Below are 23,071 nucleotides of genomic sequence, written 5' to 3'. Positions count from 1 at the left end.
GACTTGAATAAGCTTCATGCCATAAAGGAATAAGATGGATTCGCTGCGAGCCATGCGCGTGTTCGTCCGCGCGATCGAACTCGGCAATTTCTCGGCGGTCGCGCGCGAGGAAGGCACCGGCCAGCCGACGATCAGCAAGATCGTCGCCGCGTTCGAACAGGAACTGGGCGTTCGCCTCCTCGAACGCTCGACCACGAGCCTCGCGCCCACCGACGAAGGGCGCCGGTTCTACGATCGCTGCAAGCGCGTAATCGACGAATATGCGAGCGCGGTCGCCGAGGTGCGCGGGCAAACGGTGCGGCCGGTCGGCAAGCTGGTCGTCAACGTGCCGCTCGGGCTGGGCGAGCTGAGGCTGAACGCGCTCGTGCTCGAATTCCTCGCCGCGTGGCCGGAGATCGAGGTCGAGCTGCAATTGACCGACCGCGTGATCGACCTGGTCGAAGAAGGCGTCGATGTCGCCATTCGCCTCGGCCACCTGCTGCCGCCGGATGCCGTGGCGCGCCACATCGCGTCGTCGCCGCGCCTGCTGGTCGCCACGCCGGGGTACGTGTCGCAGGCGCCGAAACTCCGCCGGCCGGAAGACCTGGCCAGGCACGAATATGTCGGCTACGCACGCGCGGACATCGGCAACGAACTGACCTTCGCCCGCGGCGACGAGCAGGTCGTCGTTCCAGTACACGGCCGGTATCGCGTGAACAGCTCGATGGCGCTGCGGGAGTGCTTCCTGGCGGGAAACGCGGTAGGCAGCGGGCCCGCGTGGCTCGTTCAGGACCTGATCGAGAGCGGGCGGCTCGTGCGGTTGCTGCCGAAGTGGGGCATGGTGCCGCCGCACGAACTGCACCTCGTGTACGCGTCGCGCCGCTATCTGCCGCTCCGGACCCGCACGTTCCTGCAGTTCATGGAGCGGCGGATTCCCGAGCTACCCGGGTTCCGGACGACCACCGCCCCGACCACCACCCCGACCGCGCCCGCGTCGCGGCAGGCCCGCTGACGGACGGACGCTGCGTTCACGGCCGCCCGGGTGCCGATCCGCCACCGTTTTCCCGATTCGTCGAATCCCCGCTATTGCAGCGCCCCTGACGGCGGCGGCGGGCCGTTCGGCTAAAATGCCGCACTTTCCACCTTGTCCGGCCCGCTCGCCATGCAACCCGCCTCCCCCGCCCAACCCGCCGCCCACGGCGCCGACGCCGCCGATTCGGCCCGCGACCTCGTCTACGGCCCGAACGACCGGCCGGCGCCGATGGTCGCCTTCGTCGCCGCGCTGCAGCACCTGCTGGCGATCATCGTGCCGATCGTCACGCCCGGCCTGCTGATCTGCCAGGCGCTCGGCGTGTCCAGCCGGGATACGACCCTTATCGTGTCGATGTCGCTGGTCATTTCCGGCATCGCCACCTTCGTCCAGTGCAAGCGCTTCGGCCCGCTGGGCGCCGGCCTGCTGATCGTCCAGGGCACCAGCTTCAACTTCGTCGGCCCGCTGATCGCCGGCGGCAGCCTGATGGTCAAGCAAGGCACGCCGGTCGAAACCGTGATGGCCGCGATCTTCGGCGTCGTGATTGCCGGGTCGTTCGTCGAGATGGGCGTGTCGCGCATCCTGCCGTTCGTGAAGCGCCTGATCACGCCGCTCGTCACCGGCATCGTCGTGCTGCTGATCGGCCTCACGCTGATCAAGGTCGGCCTCATCAGCATGGGCGGCGGCTATGGCGCGATGGCCAAGGGCACGTTCGCAAGCGCGGAGAACCTGACGCTATCGGGCCTCGTGCTCGGCACGATCATCCTGCTGAACCGCGTGCCGATCGTGTGGGTGCGCAGCACCGCGCTGGTCATCGCGCTCGTCATCGGCTATCTCGCGGCCGCGTTCCTCGGCCGCCTCGACTTCACCGGCATGCACCAGGCCGCGCTGTTCCAGGTCCCGACGCCGCTGCACTTCGGCATCGGCTTCTCGTGGTCGCTGTTCGTGCCGATGCTGATCATCTACCTCGTCACGTCGCTCGAAGCGATCGGCGACGTCACAGCCACCAGCAAGATCTCGAACGAGCCGGTCGAAGGCCCGGTGTGGATGCAACGGATCAAGGGCGGCGTGCTCGTCAACGGCGCGAACTCGCTGCTGGCCGGCGTGTTCAATACGTTCCCGAGCTCCGTGTTCGCGCAGAACAACGGCGTGATCCAGATCACCGGCGTCGCGAGCCGCTACGTCGGCATCTGGATCGCGGGGATGCTCGTGGTGCTCGGCCTGTTCCCGGTCGTCGCCGGCGTGCTGCAGGCCGTGCCGGAGCCCGTGCTCGGCGGCGCGGCGATGGTGATGTTCGGCGCGGTGGCCGCATCGGGCATCAACATCCTCGCGGGCGTCCATCTCGATCGTCGCGCACTGCTGATCATCGCGGTGTCGCTCGCGCTCGGCCTCGGCGTGTCGCAGGTGCCGGACATCCTCAACAGCCTGCCGCACGCGCTGAAGAACGTGCTGGAATCGGGTGTGGCAACGGGCGGCATCTGCGCGCTCGTGATGAACTGGTTCCTGCCGGAAAAGAAGTAAGCGCATGAACCGCGCGACGCGCGGTGCGCCTGACGGGCCGCACCGCGTGTCGTACCAGCCAGCCCCCGCGGTTGCCGGTTCCGGCAACGCGATCGGCGCTTCGCCAACTGGTCGATTCCGCCTCCCCCCATTGCCCCGGCTGCACGCGGCGGCGCATCACGCTCAAAACCGATTGCAGAAATCGCGGCACCAGGCGCTTGAGCAGCAGCCGCGTGGCCGTGATGTTGACGTTCACCCGATTGACGACCGCGTCGTCCGGCTCGTCCGGGAACGTGCCGTCGGCGCTCAAAGGTCAAACCCGGTCAGGTCGCCTTGGCCGATCGATTCGTGCTGGTTAGAATCACGGCATGCCCCAAGCCCCCGCCCCCAACACCGCCCCCGAAACGAGCGCCGTCCCGGTCAAGGAACGCGCGACCATCGTCTGCTACCGCGGCGAACACGTCCTGCTCGTCGCCCGCGCGGCGTCGCGCTGGGCCCTTCCTGGCGGCACGATCAAGCGCGGGGAAACGCCGCTCGAAGCCGCACATCGCGAGTTGTGCGAAGAAACCGGCATGACCGGCCAGCCTCTCGTGTACTCGATGCAGTTCACCGGGCTCGCCAAGATCCATCACGTGTTCTTCGCGGAAGTCGCCCCGGACCAGACGCCGCAGGCGAACAACGAGATCGAGAAATGCAAGTGGTTTCCGATCGACAGCGTCGACGGATTGCGCGCAAGCATTCCGACGAAGCGAATCGTCGAACTCGTTTATCAACACGAAATCACCAAGGCGTAGCGCGCGACGGACGAGTGCACGCCTGAGCCGGCGGCCGGCTCAAGTCGTTTTTCGTGGATCGGCGGACGCGCGGGCGCTCAGTGCGCGCGCTTTCTGCGTAGTTCGCGTGTGGAATAGACGACGAGGAAGATGCCCAGCATCGCGGCGCCGGACGCCATGAAGTCGTTTGCGCCTCCCGAATGGCGCAGGGCTTCGGGGAAAATGCCGAGACTCAATCCGGCGACAGCAAGAAGCAATCCTGCCGCCACGCCCCAGATCGGTCCGGTGGTCTTGTCGGTTTTGTTTTTCATACAGCACCCGTCTACAGTCATTCCTTGGCCGGCATCGGTAAAAAGCTCCACGCCTGCCGCCAGCGCACCCACTATAGCCGGGAAACAATTCACGGCGCTTCAGGGCTTTCACCGATCAAGTTTTCCCGGCCGCGGCCGCCCGCCTCCGGCCCGCGCGCCGCGCCTGTCCGCCGATCGATTTCACGCTGTCGCCCCAGGCGTAATCGAGTGTAATTGAACCGCCCCTCCAAACTGCCTAATTTCCACCTGTACATTCGGCGCGCCGATGCAACCCGCTCGATCGCCCCGAAGGATCCGCGAGCTTTGCGCATCAACCCGGCACCTGTCCGGAACAGGGCAATTCAGAAAATCGGCACCTTAACCCGGCCTCCGATCCGAGGCGGGGATTCGCGCCACACCGCGCGCGAATCCCTGCCGGCCCCGATATAACACACCGCACGTTCTCAACCGGAGATGGAAATGATCAACATTCAGGACTCCCGAGTCATCAAGTACGACAACGACAAGAAGAGCGTCACTGTCTATCGCGATTTCAAGAACACCAATCTCTGGTATATCGTGCCGAAGCCCCAGCTGGCCACCCAGACCGTCGACGGCATCACGCTCCCCGCTTTCTCGCTGACCGAGTTCAGGACGAACAGCGGCTCGGCCGGCACGGTGACGTTCACGGCCGAGCTCGTGATCGACCAGGAGGCCTACCAGGCCGTGAAGAACGCCCTGGGCCAGGGCATCGAATTCGGCCAGTTCACGTGGAACGACGCCCAGGCTTTCCTGACGCTCACGCTCCCGTCCGGCCAGCCGGACACGCAGATCAACGTGACGCCGTCCAACTTCGGCAGCAACGCGGCGACGTTCATCATCGACCTGAAAACCGCCGCCGACGTCAAGACGATCCGCGACATCTTCGACACGGGCGTCGGCCTGTCGACCTGGTCGATCCAGTACGTCGCCACGACGCTGAGCCAGTTGCCGGCCGTCAAGGCCACCGTGACCTACGACTGCGCCATCGCCGCCAGCTACCAGAAGACGGTCCAGATCGACCGCAACGTCTGGGGCAGCGAGACCGGGCGGCGCACGACGATCCGCGAATACATGCAGAAGTCGGATTCCGGCAAGGTCAAACTCGATTGGTCGGTGCAGCCGTCGGACGAGTTCCGGCAACGCGTCCACGACTGGGCGTTCACGACGCTCGAGGGGCTGGTCCAGGCAGCCGCGGACGACGTCGCGCGCCGCCTCGGCGCGAGCGCGGCCGACGATTTCAGCATCAACTCCATCGGCTCGTTCACGCGCGTCTACGAGGAAAACGAGGTCATCGACTGGACGATCATGCCGCAGGGCTTCCTGCCGACCTTCGACAAGAATGTCTGGAGCCGGCTGGACAAGACGGTCGATAACCGCACGCTGGACGTGGCCGTGACGATGTCGGCCGACCTGAAGAGCGCGGGCATCAAGAAGGTCACCGTGACCATCGATTATCCGGGCAAGGGTCAGGCGGAATCCAACGCATTCACGGCCACCAGCGCCAATACGTGGTCCTACCATTCCAACGGCTTCTTCGACGCCGGCAAGAAATTCGTTTCGGAATACACGTACTGGTACCAGGTCGAGCCCGAAAGCGGCGATGGCTTCACGTCGCCGAAGCTCAAGAGCAGCAGCAACCAGCTTCAGATCTCCAACACCGACCTCGGCTACCAGCAAGCCGAGTTCATCTGCTCGAACATCGCGTTCGCGTCGGAAAACCCGAAGAACGAGGTCGACTTCGTGCTGATCGACTTCACGTACCTGCCGACCGCCGACGGCAAGCTGTACGTCGATCAACGCAAGGTCATCAAGAACCGCGAGGCCGTGCAATTCAGGAGCCACAGCTATCAGCCGAGTGGCGCGGCCTATACCTACACCGTCACCTACGTGCTGACGAACGGCAACATCATCGTCAACCAGCCGCAGTCGGCGTACCCGGTGGTGAACAGCAAGACCCAGACCGTCTACAGCATGATCGGCCCCGCCTACTTCACGGTCAACGTCACGAACGACACGATCCCGGGGGGCAGTATTGCGCGGCCGGCCATCACCGGCATCTCGCTGTCGACCGACTACACGGACCAGCCGGACAGCCCGGACCACCAGACGCACAACTTCACCAACTTGAAGATCGAAGAAACCTACACGAGCACCTGGGCATATCAGAACGTCCAGCGAAACACCTCGACCGTTCAGGTCGACGGCACGGTCTATTACCGCGACCAGAACAACACGCGCAAAACCGTGGCGGTCCGCAAGGTGCGTTACGGCAACCAGCCGGCATTCTCGTTGAACCTGTTCCCGGTCGAATTGCCCTTCACCGTGACCTTCGATCCGTCACTGGTCGACTGGAAGGCGTATGTCCAGGTCACGGTCGATGTGTACCGCACGTCGAAATACGGCAAGACCGACATCGATTCCCAGAAATTCAACCCCGTGACCCTCCCGAACGGCACCACGGTCTTCCCGTCGCCCTACTACTACACCTTCTCGCGCGAAGTCGATGCGACGACGGAATTCCACTACGCGTTGACCTACTTCGAAGTCGGGAGCGAACGCGGCGTCCCCGGCCCGGCGGGCAATTACGACAGCAACATACTGATCCTGCCCCACGACGCGAAAGGCGGGACGAAGCCGGTCTACTCGGTACCGCTGCCGGCAAGCGACGTCATGACGCGCGACCTCGCCGAGACCGACGAGGCCGACGAGACCGACCTGGCCTGACCGCCATCCTGACCGACCGAGGCGCACGACCATGACGACCCTCACCTACACCGTCAACCTGGCGACCGAATCCGGCTCCGCGTCACCTCCCGCCCCGCGGCGTGCGACGCTGCTGCTCGAGTTCAAGGATCCGGTCAACGACGCCTACCGGCAAACGACGCTCGTCCTCGACGCCGACACGCCACAGCGCACGTGGCAGGTCGACGTGACCGCGGCCGACACCGGGCAGGCGTTCTATTCCTCGGTGCTCGATTACGAGGCCAGCGAACAGGTCGTGCGCCCCCCGGTCGCCTTCACCGGCACCGAGGCCACCATCGGCGGACCGGTCGAGCCCGTCTCCGTCATGGCGCTGCTCGACACGCTCGACTGGAGCGCCGTCGCCTCGGTTCGGGTCACCGTCGGCGGGAAGTCCCACACGTTCTCCCGCGAGCGGCCGTATGCGTGGTGCTTCGCGTTGCCCAGTCCCGGCATCGTCGAATGGACCGCCGACTACACGATGACGGACGGCACCCGGCGCTCCGGCACGGGCGTCGCCACGCAGGGCGTCGCCGTCATCCCCGCGCCGCCGGCCGAGGTCAGCTTCTCGATCGTCGCGGCCGATTTCGACGCGTTCGCGGTCGCCGCCGTCGCGCTGTGCGTGACCGGCTACGACGGCGTGGTCAGGACTGCCACACTCGGCAAGACGCAGCCGAGCGTGACGCTTTCGCTGCCATTCGCACCGCCGAAACAGACGTGGTTCGTCTACGACTGGACGGTCACCTATACCGACGGCACGCCGGCGTGGACGGCGCCCGCCCGCTCGAGCGACGGCGCGCAATCGATCGTACTCGACGATGTCGGCCGCATCCTGCTGGCCAGCGACGAGATCGACTTCGACGTGGTCCAGACCGTGACGCTGTCCTGGCAGTACGACAGCAAACCCAAGACCGCCGAGCTGTCGCGCGTGCAGCGGTCGTTGTTGCTGCGCCCCGGCCAGGACTACGATCGTGCGCAGCCGCTGGTCGCCGGCCTGACCTATGCGCTGTCCAGCGGGTCGACGAACCTCGCGGGCGAGGCGGTGCCGCAGGGCCGCTTCGAGGTGCCCTATCCGCTCAGCACGCGGCTCGTGCGTGTCTTCGCGCCCGGCATGATGACCACGCCGCCGCTCTACAGCGCGATCACGCTCACGTCGGCCCAGACGCGGGAAGTCGGTTCCGGCTGGCAGCTCCAGACCACCTTGCTGCCGATCAGCCTCACCCCGAGCGCACCCACCTGGGAAACGCGTGTCGCCGCGGTCGACCCGGAGCGGGTCGCGCTATTTTTCTCGGGTATGGCAACGCCCGAGGGCGGCGGCAAGACGAAGCAGATCGTGCCAACCCGGTCACCATTCGAGATGACGCCCGCGGGGCCGGAGATCAAGATCGCGACGGTCCAGGTGTCCGCCCAATCGGTCTCCTGGGGGCGCTACGTCCGCGTGGAAGCGACCTTGTGGACCGGCAGCGATGCGAAACGGGAGAACGAACAAACCATCGCCTTCGACCGCAACAGCGGCGATGCGTGGTGGGCCTACCTGCCGCCGTCGGGAACCTACGGCCCGACGTTCCGGTGGTCGGCGACCTACTATCCGGCCGACGGCACATCGCCGCTGCACAAGGCGCCGACGGCCAGCGACAACCCGAATCTGTCGCTGCCGCCGACCGTATCCTGACCGCGGCCTTCACGCACGAACGCCCACCATGGCCATGGCCGAACTCCACCCGGCAGTGCAGCGCGCGCTGGCGCTGGCGTCCTCGTACGGGACGCCGGCACGCCAGGTCGCAGCACCCGCGCCGGACGCCGCGCTGCGCCACCTGCTGCGCGACCGTTCGCCGGCGGAACCCGCAGCCTGGAACGACAGCAAGCTGGGACGCAGCGGCTTTCCGGTGGAAATCTCCATCGCGTTCGGCCGCCCGGAACTGCGCTACACCGTCGAGCCCGCCGGCCCCGACATTCCGCCTGCACGCCGATTGAGCCGCGCGGCCGCGGCCATCGCCGCGCTATCGGACGAATCGATCGAACCGGCGGATCTCGCGGCGATCGCGTCCTTCCAGGGCAACGCGGCGCTCGCGTACGGCGCGTGGATCGGCGGCCGGCACGGCGACGGCAAGCCCCGCTTCAAGCTCTATGCGGAAGTACCCGAGCGCGGCGCCGAGCACGCGCTGGCCTGGGCCACCCGCCATCTCGGCGACCTGTCCGGCATCGTCCGGCGCGGCGCGTGGCCCGTCATGGCCGGCTGGCAGCCCGCGGGCCGGCGGGCCGAGCTCTATCTCCGCACGCGCCGGCTGTTCCGCGCGGATGTGCCGCTGCTGATGGCGTCGGCGCGACTCGCGCACCGCGCCGACGAAGTCCTCGGTCTGCTGCAGGATGCCTGCTGCAGCGCCATCGAGGCCACGCTGCCGGCGGCCGACTTCGGCGTCAGCATCGGCGCCGGCCCGGACGGCACGTCGACCTTCACGCTGTACGCGGTCGCCAACGACCTGTTCGGCGGCGACGGACGCATCCGCGAAACGGTGCTCCGTGTCGCCGCCGCCCGCGGATGGAACACGCACTTCTATCGCGCGCTGAGCGAACCGCTGGCCGACGCGAGCGGGTTCGTGACACGGCACGGGATGTTCGGCATCGTCGTGGCGTCGGACCAGCCCGCGACCGTGGCCATCGGGTTGACGCCGGACCAGCCCGAGACGCTGTCATGAGCGCCACGCTGCCCGCCCGCGTCGCCGGCGCATCGTTCGACGCGCTCATCGCCGCGCAACGGCCGAGCGGCGCGTTCCCGTCGAGCGTGACCGTCGGCGACCGCCATTACGCGGACGAGAATGCGTTCGTCACGGCGCTGGTCCTCGACGAGCTGGCGCGCCTGCCGGCCGGCACGGCCGATCGCGCCATCGCCCGCGGCCTCGACTTCCTCGAGCACTGCGCATCGCGGACCTGCGCGGGCGCGTTTCATTTCTACCCGCCCGACCGCATGCCGTCCTGGCTGGGCGTCGATCTGCCCGCGGACGCCGACGACACCGCGCTCGCGCTGACGCTGCTCGCCCGGTTCGGGCGACGCAGCGCGGCCCAGGCCGTCGACGCGCTGGACCGCGCGCTGCATCCGTGGCGGCTGCACTACCGTCCGGAGTCCGTCGATCCCTGGGTTGCACAAGGGGCATGCCGGACCTGGCTCGACCGCCGTGCGGCGCCCAATCCGGTGGATGCGTGCGTGAACGCGAACGTCGCGACGGCGCTGACCTCGCTTGGCTGCGCCGGCCACGCAGCCTGCCGCGCGGCGCGCGACACCGTGCTCGACGCCATCGCGTTCGTCGCGGAGAACCCCGCGCATCGCGCACGGCTGACTGCGTTCTACCCCGACCTGTGGGAACTGGTGCATGCGCTGCGCCGCGGCGCACGGCGCGGCGTGGCCGGTTTCGCACCCGCCGCCGCGCAGCTGGCCGGCATGCTCGCTCCCCATGCCGGCGCGCACGCCACCGTCTTCTCGTCCACCGACCGGCGCTGGCTCTGGACCGCGCCCCTGTTGCAAACGGCGCGCACGCTCACGCGCGACACGCCCTAGCCGTCACCGCCCACCCCTTCAACTGGAGAGATTCCATGCCTGGCGTTCATACCGTCCCGCCGTCCCTGTCCGCTTCGCTCTACGGCAACGCACCCGATCCGAAATCGGGCCTGCAGGTCAGCACCCGTCTGATGGAAAGCTACGAGATCGTCCGCCCGGTCACCGGCGCGAGTGACATCTCGACGTTCCTCAATTCCGCCGGACGCCTCGATATCTATTCGTCCGGTACCGCGCAAAAGGTCTACCGGATCCGCGCGGACAACCAGTCGGACACCGGCTGGGCCGAAGCCGACCTGGGCGTCACCGCCAGCCAGGTCAGCCCCTACCTCGCGCGCAGCGACGATTACGACAACCCCAACCTCCTGGGCATCGGCACCAACGGCAAGCTGACGCTCAGCCAATGGAAGGACGGCCGCTACGCGCAGGCCGACTGCCAGCCCGCCGGCGCCAAGCGCCCGCTCAAGCAGATGCTGTCAACCCGGAATTTCGGCAACGTCTACGTCAACGTCGTGCTCGACAACGACGAAGTCGGCAGCAGCTACCTGAGGAAGGACGGCACCTGGGGGTCGACCGACTGGGTGCCGATCCGCAAGAGCCAGGACAGCACGGAGAACGCCACCGTCAAGCGCATCGCGATGTGCGCGAACGATCCGGTGCAGCAGTCGCTGTTCGCCATCGGCCCGGACAACGCCGTGCTGTTCGCTCAGAGCGACTTCCGGTTCTCCTACTTCACGACGCTCGGCTACAAGAAGGCGATCGACCTCGCCGTCGTGTCCGATCAGGAAAAGCGCCTGAACATCTTCATCGTCGATACCGACTTCGGCATCTGGCAAAAGCGCGAGAAGAAGTACAGCACGTCCGGCATCCAGTTCGACGACTGGGTGCTGGTCAGCAACGCGGCCCCGGTGACGTCGCTGCGGGCGGTCATCAACGCCGGCGGATTGCTCGAGATCTTCGCGATCGGCAAGGATCAGCGGCTCTACCATACGCGGCAGATCAGCAGCGGGCTCAACAAGGTGAGCTGGTCGAGCCTGTTCGAACTCGGCAACCCGGTGCCCAACACGAAATTCACCGTCGGCCGCAATGCCGCCGGCTACTCGGAAGCGTATTCCGTGTCGTCGGACAGCAAGCTGTATCGCTTCTGGCAGGATCCGAAGACGACCCAGTGGACCAACGAGGAAATCCGCCTGCAGGGCTCGGGCGAGATGACGTCGGTGCCGACCCATGCAACGGAAATCACGGTGCTCGACGACGCGGGTCAGCTGGCCGTCAATGCGCAGGTCCAGATCGATGCCGCGTCGATGGTACCGCTGCGCATCAACGGCCTGTACTACCAGGCCAGCCCCGACTACACGATCCCGGTGCTGTCGGGCGGCGGCGGCAAGGTGGTGATCGAGCGCTTCACCAACAGCCTCGCGAGCCCGAGCTACCACGTCCGCACGCAGTACATGCAGCCGGGCGAAGGCGTCACCGTGGAGCCGAACGGCGCATTGCAGGAGAAGATGCACGCGGTCGACGCCGATGCCGTCTGGAACGCGAAGACCGCCTCCGGCGCCTACCTGCTGACCGGGGAATTCCGGACCCGCGACAACGCCGAGAACATGGCGAAGATCATGCGGCAGTCGATGTCGTTCGGCATGCCGGCGAACGCGGCGGCCCGGAGCCGGCGTTACCTCGGCGCCAACCGCTCCGTCGTCGGGCTGCGGCATACGGTGCGCGGCACCGCCGATCCGTTCGCGCTCGTGCCGGAGGACGTCCCCGCGCAGCACTGGCGGGTGTCGTTCACCGATACCGGCGTGCACTACGACGACCTGACCGCGGACCAGGCCGGCGCGTACCTGCTGCGCTCCCGCACGCTGGCGTCGTCCGGCGATGCAACCCTGGCGAACGCCGGCTTCCTCGGCATCGACTGGGGCGATATCTGGAACGCGATCAAGAACGGCGTCGGCCGCATCGTCGACGGCCTGAAGGAATTCGTCGTGACGACCATCGTCGATCCGGTCACGCGCCTCGTGAACGAGATCAAGGTCGTCTTCAATTTCCTCATCGACGGCGTGACGTACCTGATCGACAAGACCATCAAGCTCTTCCAGCAGGCGTTCGACATCGTCGAGGGCATCTGGAACAAGATCAAGGTGTTCTTCAAGGAACTGTACGAGTGGCTGGCCTTCTTCTTCGCATGGGGCGACATCAAGCGGTCGGCGGAGGCGACCCGCCATACGTTCGACGCGACCTTCGACTATCTGCTCCTGGCGGTCGATGCCGTGAAAGGCCAGGTGGCGGCCGGTTTCGATCACCTGCAGACGGAGATCGACAAGGCCGTCAACACGTTCCTCGCGCAACTGGATCCGAAGCTCGCGATCGGCCAGTACGCGGACGACGTCGATCGCCCCGACCCGCGCATCGACGAATCGACCAGCCACAACGTGCTGCTCAACGCGTTTTCGGACAACTACAAATCGACCCGCGTGCTGGCGCGCGGCGATGCGCTGGCCCTCGCCGCCGATCCGCTCCAGGACCTGTGCGAGAAGCTGAAGGACGTCGCCGACAACTTCGAGTTCGGTCAGGGCAAGAACGCGTTCCACGACGCCGCCACGTACTTCGAGCAAATCGGCCGCACCCCCGATCGCGTGCTCGACCTGCTGTTCGCCGGCACCGTCAAGGTGATGGAAGCCGTCACCCAGTTTGCACTGAGCGCGGCCAAGGGGCTGGTCCTGACGATTCTCGACCTGGTCGGCGACGTGATCGGCGCGATCAAGGCGCTGTTCAACACGGAATGGGAAATCCCGTTCGTGTCGCAGCTTTACAAGCTGATCACCGGCTCGTCGCTGAGCTTCAAGGTGTGCGACCTGTTCTCGACGATCGTCGCGATTCCCGGCACGTTGCTGTACAAGCTGGTGAAACATGAAGCGCCGTTCCCCGACGCCGCGAGCGTGACCCGCTTCAAGTCGTCGTTCACCGCGCAGTGGCTGGCCGAGCAGAGCGGGATCGCACCGAAGTCCGAAGTGTCGCTGATGGTCAGCGCCGAGCAGAAATCGGCCATCTCGATCTTCTTCGGCGTGTCGGCGTCGGTCTGCATCTTTGCCGCGACCATTCTCGACACCATCGAGATCGCGTTGCAAACCGAAGAGGTCGAGGTCGAGGCGATCGGCACCGGCTCGCTGTTCATGGGCTTCGGCTCCGCATTCTTCAGCGTGCCGTGGATGATCGCGAGCGATGCGGGCGGCTTTTCGTGCAACGACGCCAAGGGGCTCAACAACCTGCTGTGGCTGTTGAACACCGTCGTGGGCTATGGACGGGCCGGGGCGCTCAAGATCGCCGGCAAGAAATACAAGATCCCCGCGGAAGTGGATCAGGTCACCGTCAACCTGTGGGGCTGCGCGCGGCTGGCCCTGGGGATCGTGTGGGCCGTGAAGAGCGGCGAGGAACTGGATGGCGTCGAGGCGGCGGAACTGTTCGTCGACACGATCACCAGCCAGGTGTTCCGCTTCCTGGGCGTCAAGGCGGTGGTCGCCTCGACCGAGGGCATCTCGCTCCTCGCGTTGCTCGTCATCGTCGGCCTGGGCGGCATGACGACGACCGCGCTGCATCTGGCCGCGTCGCTGAAGTCCGACGAGGCCGTCGCGAAGCGCCTTCCCGCCCAGGCGCTGGCGTGACGCCGGTCGATCGTCGCGGCACCGGCCGGCATTGACGCGACACCGTGCGGCGGCACTCGGGCAAGCGGGCCGAGCGCCGCCGTACGACCGCGGTCGCGGCGGTGCCGGGCCGCCCGCTCGCGGCGATCGGCGCATCAAAGAAACAGCAGCGCCTCGTTCAATTCCGGCTCACGGCACGGCTGCCCGCGCCAACCCAGCCGAACGGGAACCGAATAGAGCCGTGGCGCGCCGAAACGCGGCCAGAAATGGCACAGCCCCGGCGCGATCACCTGCACCACGGACAAACCGATGTCGGGCCGCGTCTTGTCGACGATGAGCACATCCATGCCGGCCGCCGCGATGCGTCCGACGCCATCCGCGATCGCCGCCGGCAACGACGCGGCGTCGATCGGCTGCCACGTCGAGCGCGCCGTGCAACGCACATCCGTCGCCGGATACAGGAATCCGGTATCCGAAAGCTTGTCGCGATCCCACGGGTGCGGGGCATCCGCCGCGACATCGAGCAACTGGTTCACTTCGGTCAGCGCCCGCTGCACCGCGATATGGCCGTCCGGATGGCAGCCGAAGCCGATCGAGAAGCGCCCGTCCTGCGGGTTTTCCGCCAGCGCGGCCACGGTCGGCACGCCGAGATCGGCGGTGATGTCGAGTGCCCATAAACGCCATCCGAACGTCGCGTACTCACGCACGAGCGCATCGAAATACGGATCCTCGAAACTCGCGAGTTCAATGCCCGGGCGCGGAATCCGGTTGTACCACCAGATCGCGACCGCATCGCGCTCGATCAATTCGAGCATGCCCTGCAGGATCGCCTCGTCGACGCTCGATCCCGCCGCGCAGCCGTTGGGGTTGTGCACGCAGGCGGCCGCCGGCTGCGCACTGTCGGGCGTTTCCGCATAGCAGTAGCTCAGCGGCACGAGATGGCGCCGGCCGGTCACGAGCGACCAGGCCGGCGTCCAGTCGATGACGTCGCGCGCCGTAAAGCGCGGCGGCACCTGCTTGCGCACATCGCGGGTCAACGCGTTGATCGCCTCGCGCGTGTCGAATTGCCGGTCGCTGAACTGCTGAAGGTCGTTCACGTGGATCGGGGCGGCGTCGCACGCCGGATCGGCGAGCAGGCTTTCCATGCTTCCCGTCAGCGTCGCCTCGTCGCCTTGATACACGCTGCTGAATCGCTCGAGCGCCTCGCATAGCGCGCTCGCCCGGGCCTGCTCGTCGGTACGGCCCTTGCCGGAGCAGATCCTGTCGAACCGGTTGCTGCCCGGCACCGCGGCCGGGCACACGAGAAAGCCCGATGCGTAGACCTTGCGCAGGCCCGCGTGCCGCTTCGGCATCGGATGCAGATACGCGATCGCGCCGCTGACCGGCGATATCAGGTGGGCATGACGCGCAAACACCTGTTGCGGATCGGCGGTGCGATAGCCGCCGTCGGCGCGCGCCAGCGGCGCATCATTGGTCAGGCGCGGCGCCCGCGCCGCCTGTTCGCGCATCCACGCGGGATTGCCGCAGCATGGGCATTGCGGGCGCCTCAGCACGCGGTGCCGCTCGGCGGCCAGCGTGTCGATGCGCTGCGCCACGAGATGGGTCTGCGCCCGTTCCGATGCCGCGGGATTGACGGCAATCTGCTCGACCGTCGCCGCCACGAGCGCCGCCGCGGCAGACGCCGCGGCACGCGACGCGGCCTGGGGCAGACGCGTCGCGTCGTTGCCATGACGGCGCGCGAGCAGCGCTTCGACCGGCCGGTTGATGCGAATCCAGTAGCGCACGCATTCGATGCACGGCGCGTCGGCCAGCGCGCCGCTGCCGGCCAGCAACGGCCCGATCAGCGTCTGCACGCCGCCGGCCGCCACGATGAGCAACGCCCCGCCGCGCGCCGCAACGCGGGCGGCACACGCGGCGAGATCGTCGCGGTCGTGCGTATCGGCGATCGCGACGGTCAGCCCGGCATCCGTCACGACGTCGATGCCGGCCATGTCGAGCGCACGCTTGAGCGCCGTATCGTCGGCGCCGAACCGCTCGACCGCGACGCGCAATTGCGCGACGTGCGTGCAGGCCGCGTCGCCGTCGAGCCCGGCGCGCTCGAAGAAGCCGCGTGCCGCATCGTCGTCGTGCGGCGCGTCGGCGCGCACGTACCCGCGACGCACCAGTTGATCGAGACGCGCGAGCACGTCCCATTCGCCGAACGCACCGGCGAGCGACGTCACGATCTCGGCGATCGTCATCCGCGCCCGCAAGCAGGCCGCGATTTGCACGAAGATCGCGCCGGACAGCATCACGCGCTTGAATTCGTCGACGACGAACAGGGTCTCGGGCCCCGCATCGAGCACGAGCAAATGCGGTTTGAAGCGCAACACGCGCGAAAGGTCATCGAGCATCGTGGGGTTCCATGCGGCATGGTAAACGAGCGTCGCGCGACCCCGGGGCGCCTGCCTCGGGGCCGCGCGACGGCACACGGCGCAGCCGCGCCGCGTCAGCAGCAGGTGAACAGGTAGCTCGGCCCGGCGTCGCAATAGGCCGCGAGTGCGACGGCCTCCTCGTCCAGGATCGCGGGCTGCTCCGGTATGCCGACCGTCATCACGTTGCGCGGCAGGTTCCAGCTCCCGCTGCCGTTGCCGTGGTTCGTCCAGCCATGCCCCCCGGGCGTCTTGACGACCTCGATGTCGACGATCCACGGACACTGGTAACCGAAGTATTTCGCGAGCGTCTCCAGCGGCTTCTCCAGCAGCTCGCCCTTGAATTCCGGGTCCCGCCATGAGAGCGCGATGGCGCGCAGGTAGACCTTCTGGAACTCCAGCATCGATTCGAGCGTCGGATTGGCGTTGTTGTTTGCCATGTCGGTTTCCCCGAGGTCATTCCATGATGGTGATGTGGTTCGCGTTGTAGGCGGCCAGCGCCTGCGCGAATTGCGCTTCGTCCGCCGGCGCGGGCGGCAAGTACAGCGTGAGCTTGTTTCTACGGCCGGCCGTCCAGTCGCCGTTGACGGTCGGCGTCCACACCGACGATTTGGGCTGCACCTTCAGGTCGAGCCGGAACGGGAAGTGATAGTCGAAATGCTCGCGCAGCGCCTTGATCGGATCGGCCTCGAGTTCGTCGAGAAACGCCGGCGAATGCCACGCCAGCGCAATCGCCCGGATGACGGTGGCACGGTATTCGAGAAACTGTTCGTACGTCGGTAATCGAAGATCCTTGCTCATCTCTCTGTTCTCCTGATTGACGAATGGAACCACTTACGGCAACGACTGCAACAGCGCTCCGGCGAACCGGGCGATGCGGCCCATGCCCGCCGTTGTTGCAATTTCAACTGCGCGCCGGCACGCGTCCAGCGCGGCCACGCCGCCGCATCGCGGATCGGCCAGGCGCAAGTACTCGCACTTCTTCAGCAGCAATTGCGCTTCGTAATAGCGCTCCCCGGTCGACTCGCACGATGCGAGGCATTGTTCGATCCGGGCGAGCGCAGCGCCGTAATCGCCGCGCGCGGCATCCAGTTCGGCAAGCAGCGACGCGTAATAGGTCAGCCCGAGCAGTCCGCCCGACTGCCGCTGCGCATCGAGATGCGCGACGACACCCGCACGATCCCCTTGCGCCCACGCGCGAATGATCGCCGCGTAGTGCCCGACCGCGCGTAACCGGTGGACCTCCGACAGGCGCAGGATCGCTTCCGACAGCGCGAGCGCCGCATCGCGATCGCCCGCGAGCTGGTAGGTGCGCGCGAGGTACATCATCGTGACGCCGAGCGTCGGCAAATGGTCGAGGCAGGTCGCGCTATACACCGCGTCGCGCGCCAACGCGAGCGCGGCCTGTGGATCGTCGTCCATGCACCAGCGCACGCTGGCCAGCGCCGCCATCGTCCACGCGCGCGTGTCGAGCCCGAGGATGCGCCGGTGGTCCGCGTCGCGCCGCACGTCGTAACCTGCCAGCACCGCGTCGAACGCGGCGCGGGCGCGCGCATAGTGGCCGTCGACCCACAGACTCATGCCGCGCATCGCATCCGCCGCGACCTGAACCCCGGCGTCGCCGCGCTCGCTCGCGAGCGCATCGAGCCGCACGCCGATCCCGCGCACGGTGGGACGATCGCCCGCGACGTGGTAGTAGGTCGACAAGGTCCATAGCGCGCTGATCTCGAGCTCCGGGTCGTCGAGCGTCTGCATTTGTCGCAACAGCTGCTCCGCATGCTCGCGCACCTGCGGATCCGCCCAGCCGAACCGCGCCATCGTCGCGTGCGTCAACGTCGCACGGATGCGCGCGCTGTCATGTTCGCGTTGCGCGTAGTCGGCGTTGCCAAGCCAGTCGAACACGCACTGCCCATAGCGGATCGCATCGTCGTACCGCGAGCATGCGAGCGCGCGACGCGACGCGTCGATGCCGTGGGCGATTGCGTCGGTCAGGGCCCCCGCACGCGAGAAGTGCCCGGCGACACCGAACGTGTGCGCACCGGCACCGCGATCGGCTTCCGCGATCAGCGCACGGCCGACCCGCGCATGGTTGCCCCGCCGCACCGCGAGCGGCATCGATTCATAGGCCGCATCGCGAATCAACGCGTGGCGGAATGCATAGAACACCCGATCGCGCCGGTGCTGCGCATACACGATCCGCTCTTCGAGCAGCAGCCGCAGGTGCGCGTCGAGCGTGGCCCGATCATGTGGCGACGCGTCGGCGAGCAGTTGCGCATCCACCTCGAGCCCGATGGTCGCGGCGAGCTGCGCGGTGTCGCGCGCGTCGTCGATCCGGTCGAACGCGAGCCCGAGCATGCCGCCCAGGCTGAGCGGAAGCGGATAAGGATCCGCTGCCCGCAGCCCCGCGAGCGAGCCGTCGGCGCCGCTCGCCATCAGCTCGCGGGCGACGGCCTCGATGAACAGCGGGATGCCCGCCGTGCGGTGGGCCAGCTGGTCGAGCCAGGCCGGATCGAACGCACCTCGCCCGAGATGCGCGGACATCAGGCGCTGCGCGTCGTCGCGCGGCAGGCGGCGCAGCACCAGGCGTTCGGTCGCGCCGCGCCAGCGCTCCAGCCTGGCGGGGCGCGACGTGAACACGACGGCGAGCGCCGCGGCGCGCGGCGAGCGCTGCAGGTGCGCGAGAAAATCCTCGGTCGAGCGGTCGAGCCACTGGACGTCCTCGACGACGAGCAACACCGGCGCGCCGTTGCCGAGCGACACGATCAGCTGCTCGAGGACGTCGAACAGCGCGTGCTGTTCACGCGCGCTCGACCACAGGAACCCCTGTACATCGCAGGGCACCCCCAGCCAGGTCGCGAGCGCGGCGCGGGCCGCCGCATGATCGCATTCGAGCGGCGCGATCATCGCGTCGATCGCCGCGAGCGCGCCGCCGGCCTGGCTGTCGGCATCGATATGCCAGTGCGCGCCGATGAACCTCAGGATCGGAAACAGCGCATGATTCTCGCGCTCGGGCAGGCACCCGCAATGGGCGAACGCGTGGCCCTGGCCCCGCACGGCCTCGCACAGTTCGTGCACGAGGCGCGACTTGCCGATGCCGGCGTCGCCGACGACCAGCCGCGGCATGCCGTGCGATGCCGGCTCGCCTCGCATCGCGCGGCGATACCGTGCGAGCGTCTCCTGCCATGCGCGCAACAGCGCGTCGAGTTCACGTGCGCGGCCGACCATCGGCGCCCGCATGCCGGTGTCGAGCGCATCGAACGGCGTATCGGCGCGCCGCTCGCCGAGCAATTCGTGAACCGGCTGCGGCACCAGGCCGGCGCGCGTCAACCGCATCGCGGTCGGCCGATGGTCCGCATGCCGTTCGAGCGCGAGCCGCGCATCGTCGCTGATCAGGATCTGCCCGGGTCCGGCCAGCCTCAGCAATCGCGACGCCGCGGCGGACGTCGAGACGCCCGACATGTGCGATGCGTGCGCGAGCACCTGCCCGACGTGAATCGCGGCGGCCACTTCGACACGCCAGCCTTCGCCGCCGCCGATGCCGCCGGCAGTCACCGGCACCGGCAGCCGCGCGCGCTCGGCCACCCGTACCATGTCGAGCGCCGCGCGCGCCGCGCGGCGCTCGGGCCGGTCGATGTCGCCCTGCAAGCCGAAGTGGAACAACAGCGTGTCGCCGAGCCGTCCGCCGGCGTGCGCGCCATAGCCGACGGCGATGTCGGCGCACTTCGTCAGCCATTGCTCCTCGTAACCGTCGAGCAAATCGCCGTGATCGGGCCCCGCATGGCGTTGCCTGCCCTCCCCGGCGATCGTCACGCAGCAGCACAGCGTGGTGACCTGCCGGTACTCGTCGGCCGCTTCGATCGTCTCGCTGCGCGGTGCGAACGGGTGCTGATGCACCCGCCGGCTTGCGCGGCTGGCCTCGAACCGGCCGACGAGCGCCGCGAAGTTGAGCGCGCGGAACTGCGCCGCGAGTTCGTCGGCCGACGCGGCGCGTTGCTCCGGATTCTTGTTCAGCGCGCGCCGCAATACCGAACCGAGCGGATGCGACGCGATCGAAGGCGGGAGCGCGACATCCACCGGGCTGAGCTGCTGATAGAGAATGTCGGCCACGCTTGCGCCGTGCATCACGACGTCGCCCGTCAGGCATTCGATCACGACCAGGCCCCACGCATACAGGTCGCTACGCGGCGTGGGCAACTCGTTGCGCAATTGCTCCGGGGCGCAATATGACGGGGAGCCGAGCACCTCGGTCTCCAACGTCGCGGTCTGGCGCGCGATGTCTTGCGTGCCGGGCAACAGCGCACCAATACCGAAATCGAGGAGCTTCGCGTGCGGGCCGTCATCGGCCATCGTGATCACGATGTTCTGCGGCTTCAGATCCCGATGCACGATGCCGCGCCGATGCGCGGCCGCGAGCGCGTCGAGCACCTCCGTCATCAGCCGCCCCGTGTCGACCGCCGACAGCGGCCCTTCCGCCGCGAGCCGGTCGCGCAGGGTCCGGCCCTGCACCAGCTCGAATACCGCGAACAGCCGCCCGTCCGGCGCTTCCCCCTGGTCCAGCAGCGCCACGATGTTCGGGTGCCGCAGCGCTTCGCACAGGCTCGTCTCGCGCCGAAAGCGCGCACGCTGGCGCGCGCGCTCCGCCGCGGTCCGCCCGGCGTCGTCGCGCATCAGCTTGATCGCGACCGCTTGCCCTGTTTCGCCGCAGGTCGCGCGAAACACTACGCCGTTGCCGCCTTCGCCGAGCAGCGCGCCGAGCCGGTAATGCCACTTGCCGGCCAGCGCCGCGAAAGGCGCGGCGGGCTGCCACGATTCAGGCATTCCCGGCACGACGGGGGCGCGGGACACGGTCGGCATCACGGCTGGCTCGTCCGCGTTCACGAGTAATGGACGACCTGGCCCGGCGCCGGACGATGCGCGCCGATCCGCAGCTCGACGCCCGGCACCGACTGGCATTCGAGATGCTCGCCGCGCATCACGCGGAACGGCCAATCGCCGAAGCGGACGCTGCCGCGCCGGCGCTCGACGAGCAGGCTCGCGTCGAGCCCCGGCAGCGCCGCGAACTGGCTCCGGGCGCGGTGGATCTGCACGTTGACATGGGATGGATCGATGCCGAGCATGTGCGCCAGCCGCCCGAGGTCGATCCAGCCCTGCGAGGCGGCGTCGTAACCGGCTTGCATGTCGGCCGAGCGTGCGCGAGCGAGCGTGACGAGGCTGTAGTGATGGGCCCGCTCGCCGAGGTCGACCACGCCGCCGCGAACGTGCAGCAGCATGCGCACGTGCTCTTCGTTACGGCTGACGAAGAATTCGAGCAGTTGCGCCGGCGTGGCCGGATCGGCCGGCACGGCAAGCATCATCGTCGAGCCTCTGCTCACGAGCGCCACGCGCCACGTGAAGTCGCCGGTCGACACTTCGTCGCCGTCGTGGAGCGTGCGAGGTGGAAGCGCGTCGTCGCACAGCCATTCACCGGCCGCCGACCGGACGATCGTGACCGGCCGTGCGGCGCGGGCCGGCAGGATCTGGCTCGGCGCGAGCACGATCGGCGGCGCCGCGCCTCGTATCGGCCACAGCGTATCGGCCGGATCGTCGAGCGCATCGACATGCCAGGGTGCGAGACCGGCCCGGCCGAACCGGATCACGTCGCCGGGTTGCAGCACCGCATGCTCGCCGTCGCGCAACGGAACGCCCGAAACCAACGTGCCGTTGCTGCTGTGATCGTGGAGTTCCCACTGCCCGCCGCTCCAGCGGACATGGGCGTGGACGCGAGACACCGACGCATCCCGGATGACCGTGTCGCAGCGCGCGGCATCGCGACCGAACACGTGATATGCGCGGAGCAGGCACGCTTCTCCGGAAGAACCGTTCTTGAGTATCGCCATGACCGCCCCGCGTCGGATTCGCCCGGATCGATGCAGTGACGCATCGACACTGCCGGGCAAGCGATTGATTCACCAATTGCGAACGATGTCGCCTGTTCGCCGCCTCGCCACCTGTTTTTGTCATCCGTCTGTCAAACCGTTGCTCTTCCGGAAGCGTGTCATTTCGGTTAATTGAATTGTCGACCGCTTTGTTGTTTTTGAACCGAGCAACCAGATGAAAATCCTGCCAAATAAAGTCACACACAGCAACCGAAATAATCAGTCCGCGATTTCGGTTTGTAATCGCCTTACATTTTCGACAGATTTCGAGGGAAAAATCAGGAGGTCGAAAATCTCGTTGCACGCGGCGCATCGGGGCTCACGCGCCGCCAGACTGCCGTCCAGCCGGATGATGCATCGGATTTGTAAAGCCGATGTCACAAAACATTCCCAATCGAAATACGCTCAGCAATCAGATTGATAATTTCTGTAAATCACACAATCGCGCCAGCGTTTTAATCGCCACGTTAATTCACTTATTCACTTATCCAGGCATTCGGATTCGATGCGCGGATCATCGATCAAGTTGATGTAAACCGGAAAATTTCCGCAATGCACAATCAAGCCCATTTATTATGCAATCGCTGAAATCCTGCTGTCCAAACCAGGCCCGCGGCAATTCACGCCGCCATTTACTTCGGAATGCGAATTTGAAGAATTTCGCACCTGCTACTCGGGAGGGAAGGATGTCCCTGTCACGACCGGCGGCATCGCGCCGCGTCGAAAAGAATCGACGGAGGAATTGACTTCGACATGGCAGGTCGCGTGCTCGCGCACGAGTCGGCCACGTCGAACGCGCAATACACGGCACGCCACCCGGGGCGCGCATCGCGGAAAACCGTTGTGGCGGAAGGCAGCCGACTACAACTATCACTCGCAGAGACGCGCCAGGTAAGACTCCCGCAGTTGCGGATAGTCTCCTACCCACAATCCTACCCATATTGGGCTCAGCGGCAATCCAATATCGACCGCAATGCCCTGATGGCAAAGGGACGCCGAGCAGTTTCCCGCCAAAATTCCCCAAAAGTTGCCCTCACGGGCTCGGTTGCGTTCGGGACTCGCCCTGTAAGCCGCGATGATGCTCGCATGCGGTCTGACGAGAGAGTCAATTATGTAAAGTTTTGCCACTAGTGTAGCGTTCGATTCTTGATTGAACGTAAATGAATCGCCTGCCTCCAACGTCTACTTTGGTTTGCATTGGAGC

Annotated in this window: 14 protein-coding genes; 8 read left to right on the top strand and 6 right to left on the bottom strand. The window is 66.9% G+C overall.

What is annotated here, in order from left to right; all coding sequences use genetic code 11:
- The first annotated feature begins 34 nt into the window (after nt 1-34).
- The 3 genes from BDO18943_RS30415 (at nt 35) to BDO18943_RS30405 (ending at nt 3,303) form a co-directional block, all read left to right on the top strand.
- A complete protein-coding gene (locus BDO18943_RS30415) occupies nt 35-991 on the top strand; it encodes a LysR family transcriptional regulator (protein WP_175025191.1) in 957 nt (318 codons plus the stop codon).
- A gap of 150 nt (nt 992-1,141) precedes the next feature.
- On the top strand, nt 1,142-2,530 hold the full coding sequence (locus tag BDO18943_RS30410; protein WP_175025190.1) for a nucleobase:cation symporter-2 family protein: 1,389 nt from the start codon (nt 1,142-1,144) through the stop codon (nt 2,528-2,530).
- Between the two features lie 347 nt (nt 2,531-2,877).
- The gene (locus tag BDO18943_RS30405) at nt 2,878-3,303 is read left to right on the top strand and encodes an NUDIX hydrolase (RefSeq protein WP_175025189.1); all 426 of its coding nucleotides are present in this window, start codon (nt 2,878-2,880) and stop codon (nt 3,301-3,303) included.
- A 77-nt stretch (nt 3,304-3,380) separates the two neighbouring features.
- On the opposite strand, the gene BDO18943_RS30400 is transcribed toward BDO18943_RS30405, so the two are convergent.
- On the bottom strand, nt 3,381-3,593 hold the full coding sequence (locus tag BDO18943_RS30400; protein WP_175025188.1) for a hypothetical protein: 213 nt from the start codon (nt 3,591-3,593) through the stop codon (nt 3,381-3,383).
- Nucleotides 3,594-4,052: 459 nt separating this feature from the next.
- Here BDO18943_RS30400 and BDO18943_RS30395 point away from each other — a divergent pair, with 459 nt between their 5' ends.
- From BDO18943_RS30395 to BDO18943_RS30375, 5 genes are read left to right on the top strand one after another with little or no spacing between them, the layout of a single operon-like run.
- Nucleotides 4,053-6,338 (top strand): hypothetical protein, encoded by a 2,286-nt coding sequence (locus BDO18943_RS30395; RefSeq protein ID WP_175025187.1) that lies wholly within the window; start codon nt 4,053-4,055, stop codon nt 6,336-6,338.
- A 31-nt stretch (nt 6,339-6,369) separates the two neighbouring features.
- Nucleotides 6,370-8,025 carry a hypothetical protein gene (locus tag BDO18943_RS30390; protein ID WP_175025186.1) on the top strand — a complete coding sequence of 552 codons (1,656 nt, stop codon included), beginning with the start codon at nt 6,370-6,372 and terminating at the stop codon, nt 8,023-8,025.
- Nucleotides 8,026-8,053: 28 nt separating this feature from the next.
- A complete protein-coding gene (locus BDO18943_RS30385; protein ID WP_175025185.1) occupies nt 8,054-9,049 on the top strand; it encodes a hypothetical protein in 996 nt (331 codons plus the stop codon).
- Nucleotides 9,046-9,906 carry a hypothetical protein gene (locus BDO18943_RS30380; protein ID WP_175025184.1) on the top strand — a complete coding sequence of 287 codons (861 nt, stop codon included), beginning with the start codon at nt 9,046-9,048 and terminating at the stop codon, nt 9,904-9,906. Before BDO18943_RS30385 ends, BDO18943_RS30380 begins: the two co-directional genes overlap by 4 nt.
- Nucleotides 9,907-9,941: 35 nt before the next feature.
- Entirely contained in the window at nt 9,942-13,562 is a 3,621-nt protein-coding gene (locus tag BDO18943_RS30375; protein ID WP_175025183.1) for a hypothetical protein, read from the top strand.
- Between the two features lie 134 nt (nt 13,563-13,696).
- Here BDO18943_RS30375 and BDO18943_RS30370 read toward each other — a convergent pair whose 3' ends face one another.
- From BDO18943_RS30370 to BDO18943_RS30350, 5 genes are all read right to left on the bottom strand, one after another.
- Nucleotides 13,697-15,934, bottom strand: coding sequence for a TOMM precursor leader peptide-binding protein (locus tag BDO18943_RS30370; protein ID WP_175025182.1), 2,238 nt, complete (start codon nt 15,932-15,934; stop codon nt 13,697-13,699).
- 95 nt (nt 15,935-16,029) lie between these two features.
- A complete protein-coding gene (locus BDO18943_RS30365; RefSeq protein ID WP_043179514.1) occupies nt 16,030-16,392 on the bottom strand; it encodes a BMA_0021/BMA_0022 family TOMM bacteriocin in 363 nt (120 codons plus the stop codon).
- Between the two features lie 16 nt (nt 16,393-16,408).
- The gene (locus BDO18943_RS30360) at nt 16,409-16,753 is read right to left on the bottom strand and encodes a BMA_0021/BMA_0022 family TOMM bacteriocin (RefSeq protein WP_043179516.1); all 345 of its coding nucleotides are present in this window, start codon (nt 16,751-16,753) and stop codon (nt 16,409-16,411) included.
- 33 nt (nt 16,754-16,786) lie between these two features.
- Nucleotides 16,787-20,830, bottom strand: a complete 4,044-nt coding sequence (locus BDO18943_RS30355; RefSeq protein WP_175025181.1) for a TOMM system kinase/cyclase fusion protein — start codon at nt 20,828-20,830, stop codon at nt 16,787-16,789.
- Nucleotides 20,827-21,828 (bottom strand): FHA domain-containing protein, encoded by a 1,002-nt coding sequence (locus BDO18943_RS30350; RefSeq protein WP_175025180.1) that lies wholly within the window; start codon nt 21,826-21,828, stop codon nt 20,827-20,829. Before BDO18943_RS30350 ends, BDO18943_RS30355 begins: the two co-directional genes overlap by 4 nt.
- Between the last annotated feature and the right edge of the window lie 1,243 nt (nt 21,829-23,071).

The organism is Burkholderia aenigmatica, from assembly GCF_902499175.1.
Taxonomy (GTDB): domain Bacteria; phylum Pseudomonadota; class Gammaproteobacteria; order Burkholderiales; family Burkholderiaceae; genus Burkholderia; species Burkholderia aenigmatica.
Note: the sequence above shows the minus strand (reverse complement) of the source record. Positions and strands in the feature narration are given on the sequence as shown.

Coding starts and splice junctions, on each gene's coding strand:
- BDO18943_RS30415 (WP_175025191.1), top strand. CDS start 35: ATGGATTCGCTGCGAGCCATGCGCGTGTTCGTCCGCGCGATCGAACTC.
- BDO18943_RS30410 (WP_175025190.1), top strand. CDS start 1,142: ATGCAACCCGCCTCCCCCGCCCAACCCGCCGCCCACGGCGCCGACGCC.
- BDO18943_RS30405 (WP_175025189.1), top strand. CDS start 2,878: ATGCCCCAAGCCCCCGCCCCCAACACCGCCCCCGAAACGAGCGCCGTC.
- BDO18943_RS30400 (WP_175025188.1), bottom strand. CDS start 3,593: ATGAAAAACAAAACCGACAAGACCACCGGACCGATCTGGGGCGTGGCG.
- BDO18943_RS30395 (WP_175025187.1), top strand. CDS start 4,053: ATGATCAACATTCAGGACTCCCGAGTCATCAAGTACGACAACGACAAG.
- BDO18943_RS30390 (WP_175025186.1), top strand. CDS start 6,370: ATGACGACCCTCACCTACACCGTCAACCTGGCGACCGAATCCGGCTCC.
- BDO18943_RS30385 (WP_175025185.1), top strand. CDS start 8,054: ATGGCCATGGCCGAACTCCACCCGGCAGTGCAGCGCGCGCTGGCGCTG.
- BDO18943_RS30380 (WP_175025184.1), top strand. CDS start 9,046: ATGAGCGCCACGCTGCCCGCCCGCGTCGCCGGCGCATCGTTCGACGCG.
- BDO18943_RS30375 (WP_175025183.1), top strand. CDS start 9,942: ATGCCTGGCGTTCATACCGTCCCGCCGTCCCTGTCCGCTTCGCTCTAC.
- BDO18943_RS30370 (WP_175025182.1), bottom strand. CDS start 15,934: ATGCTCGATGACCTTTCGCGCGTGTTGCGCTTCAAACCGCATTTGCTC.
- BDO18943_RS30365 (WP_043179514.1), bottom strand. CDS start 16,392: ATGGCAAACAACAACGCCAATCCGACGCTCGAATCGATGCTGGAGTTC.
- BDO18943_RS30360 (WP_043179516.1), bottom strand. CDS start 16,753: ATGAGCAAGGATCTTCGATTACCGACGTACGAACAGTTTCTCGAATAC.
- BDO18943_RS30350 (WP_175025180.1), bottom strand. CDS start 21,828: ATGGCGATACTCAAGAACGGTTCTTCCGGAGAAGCGTGCCTGCTCCGC.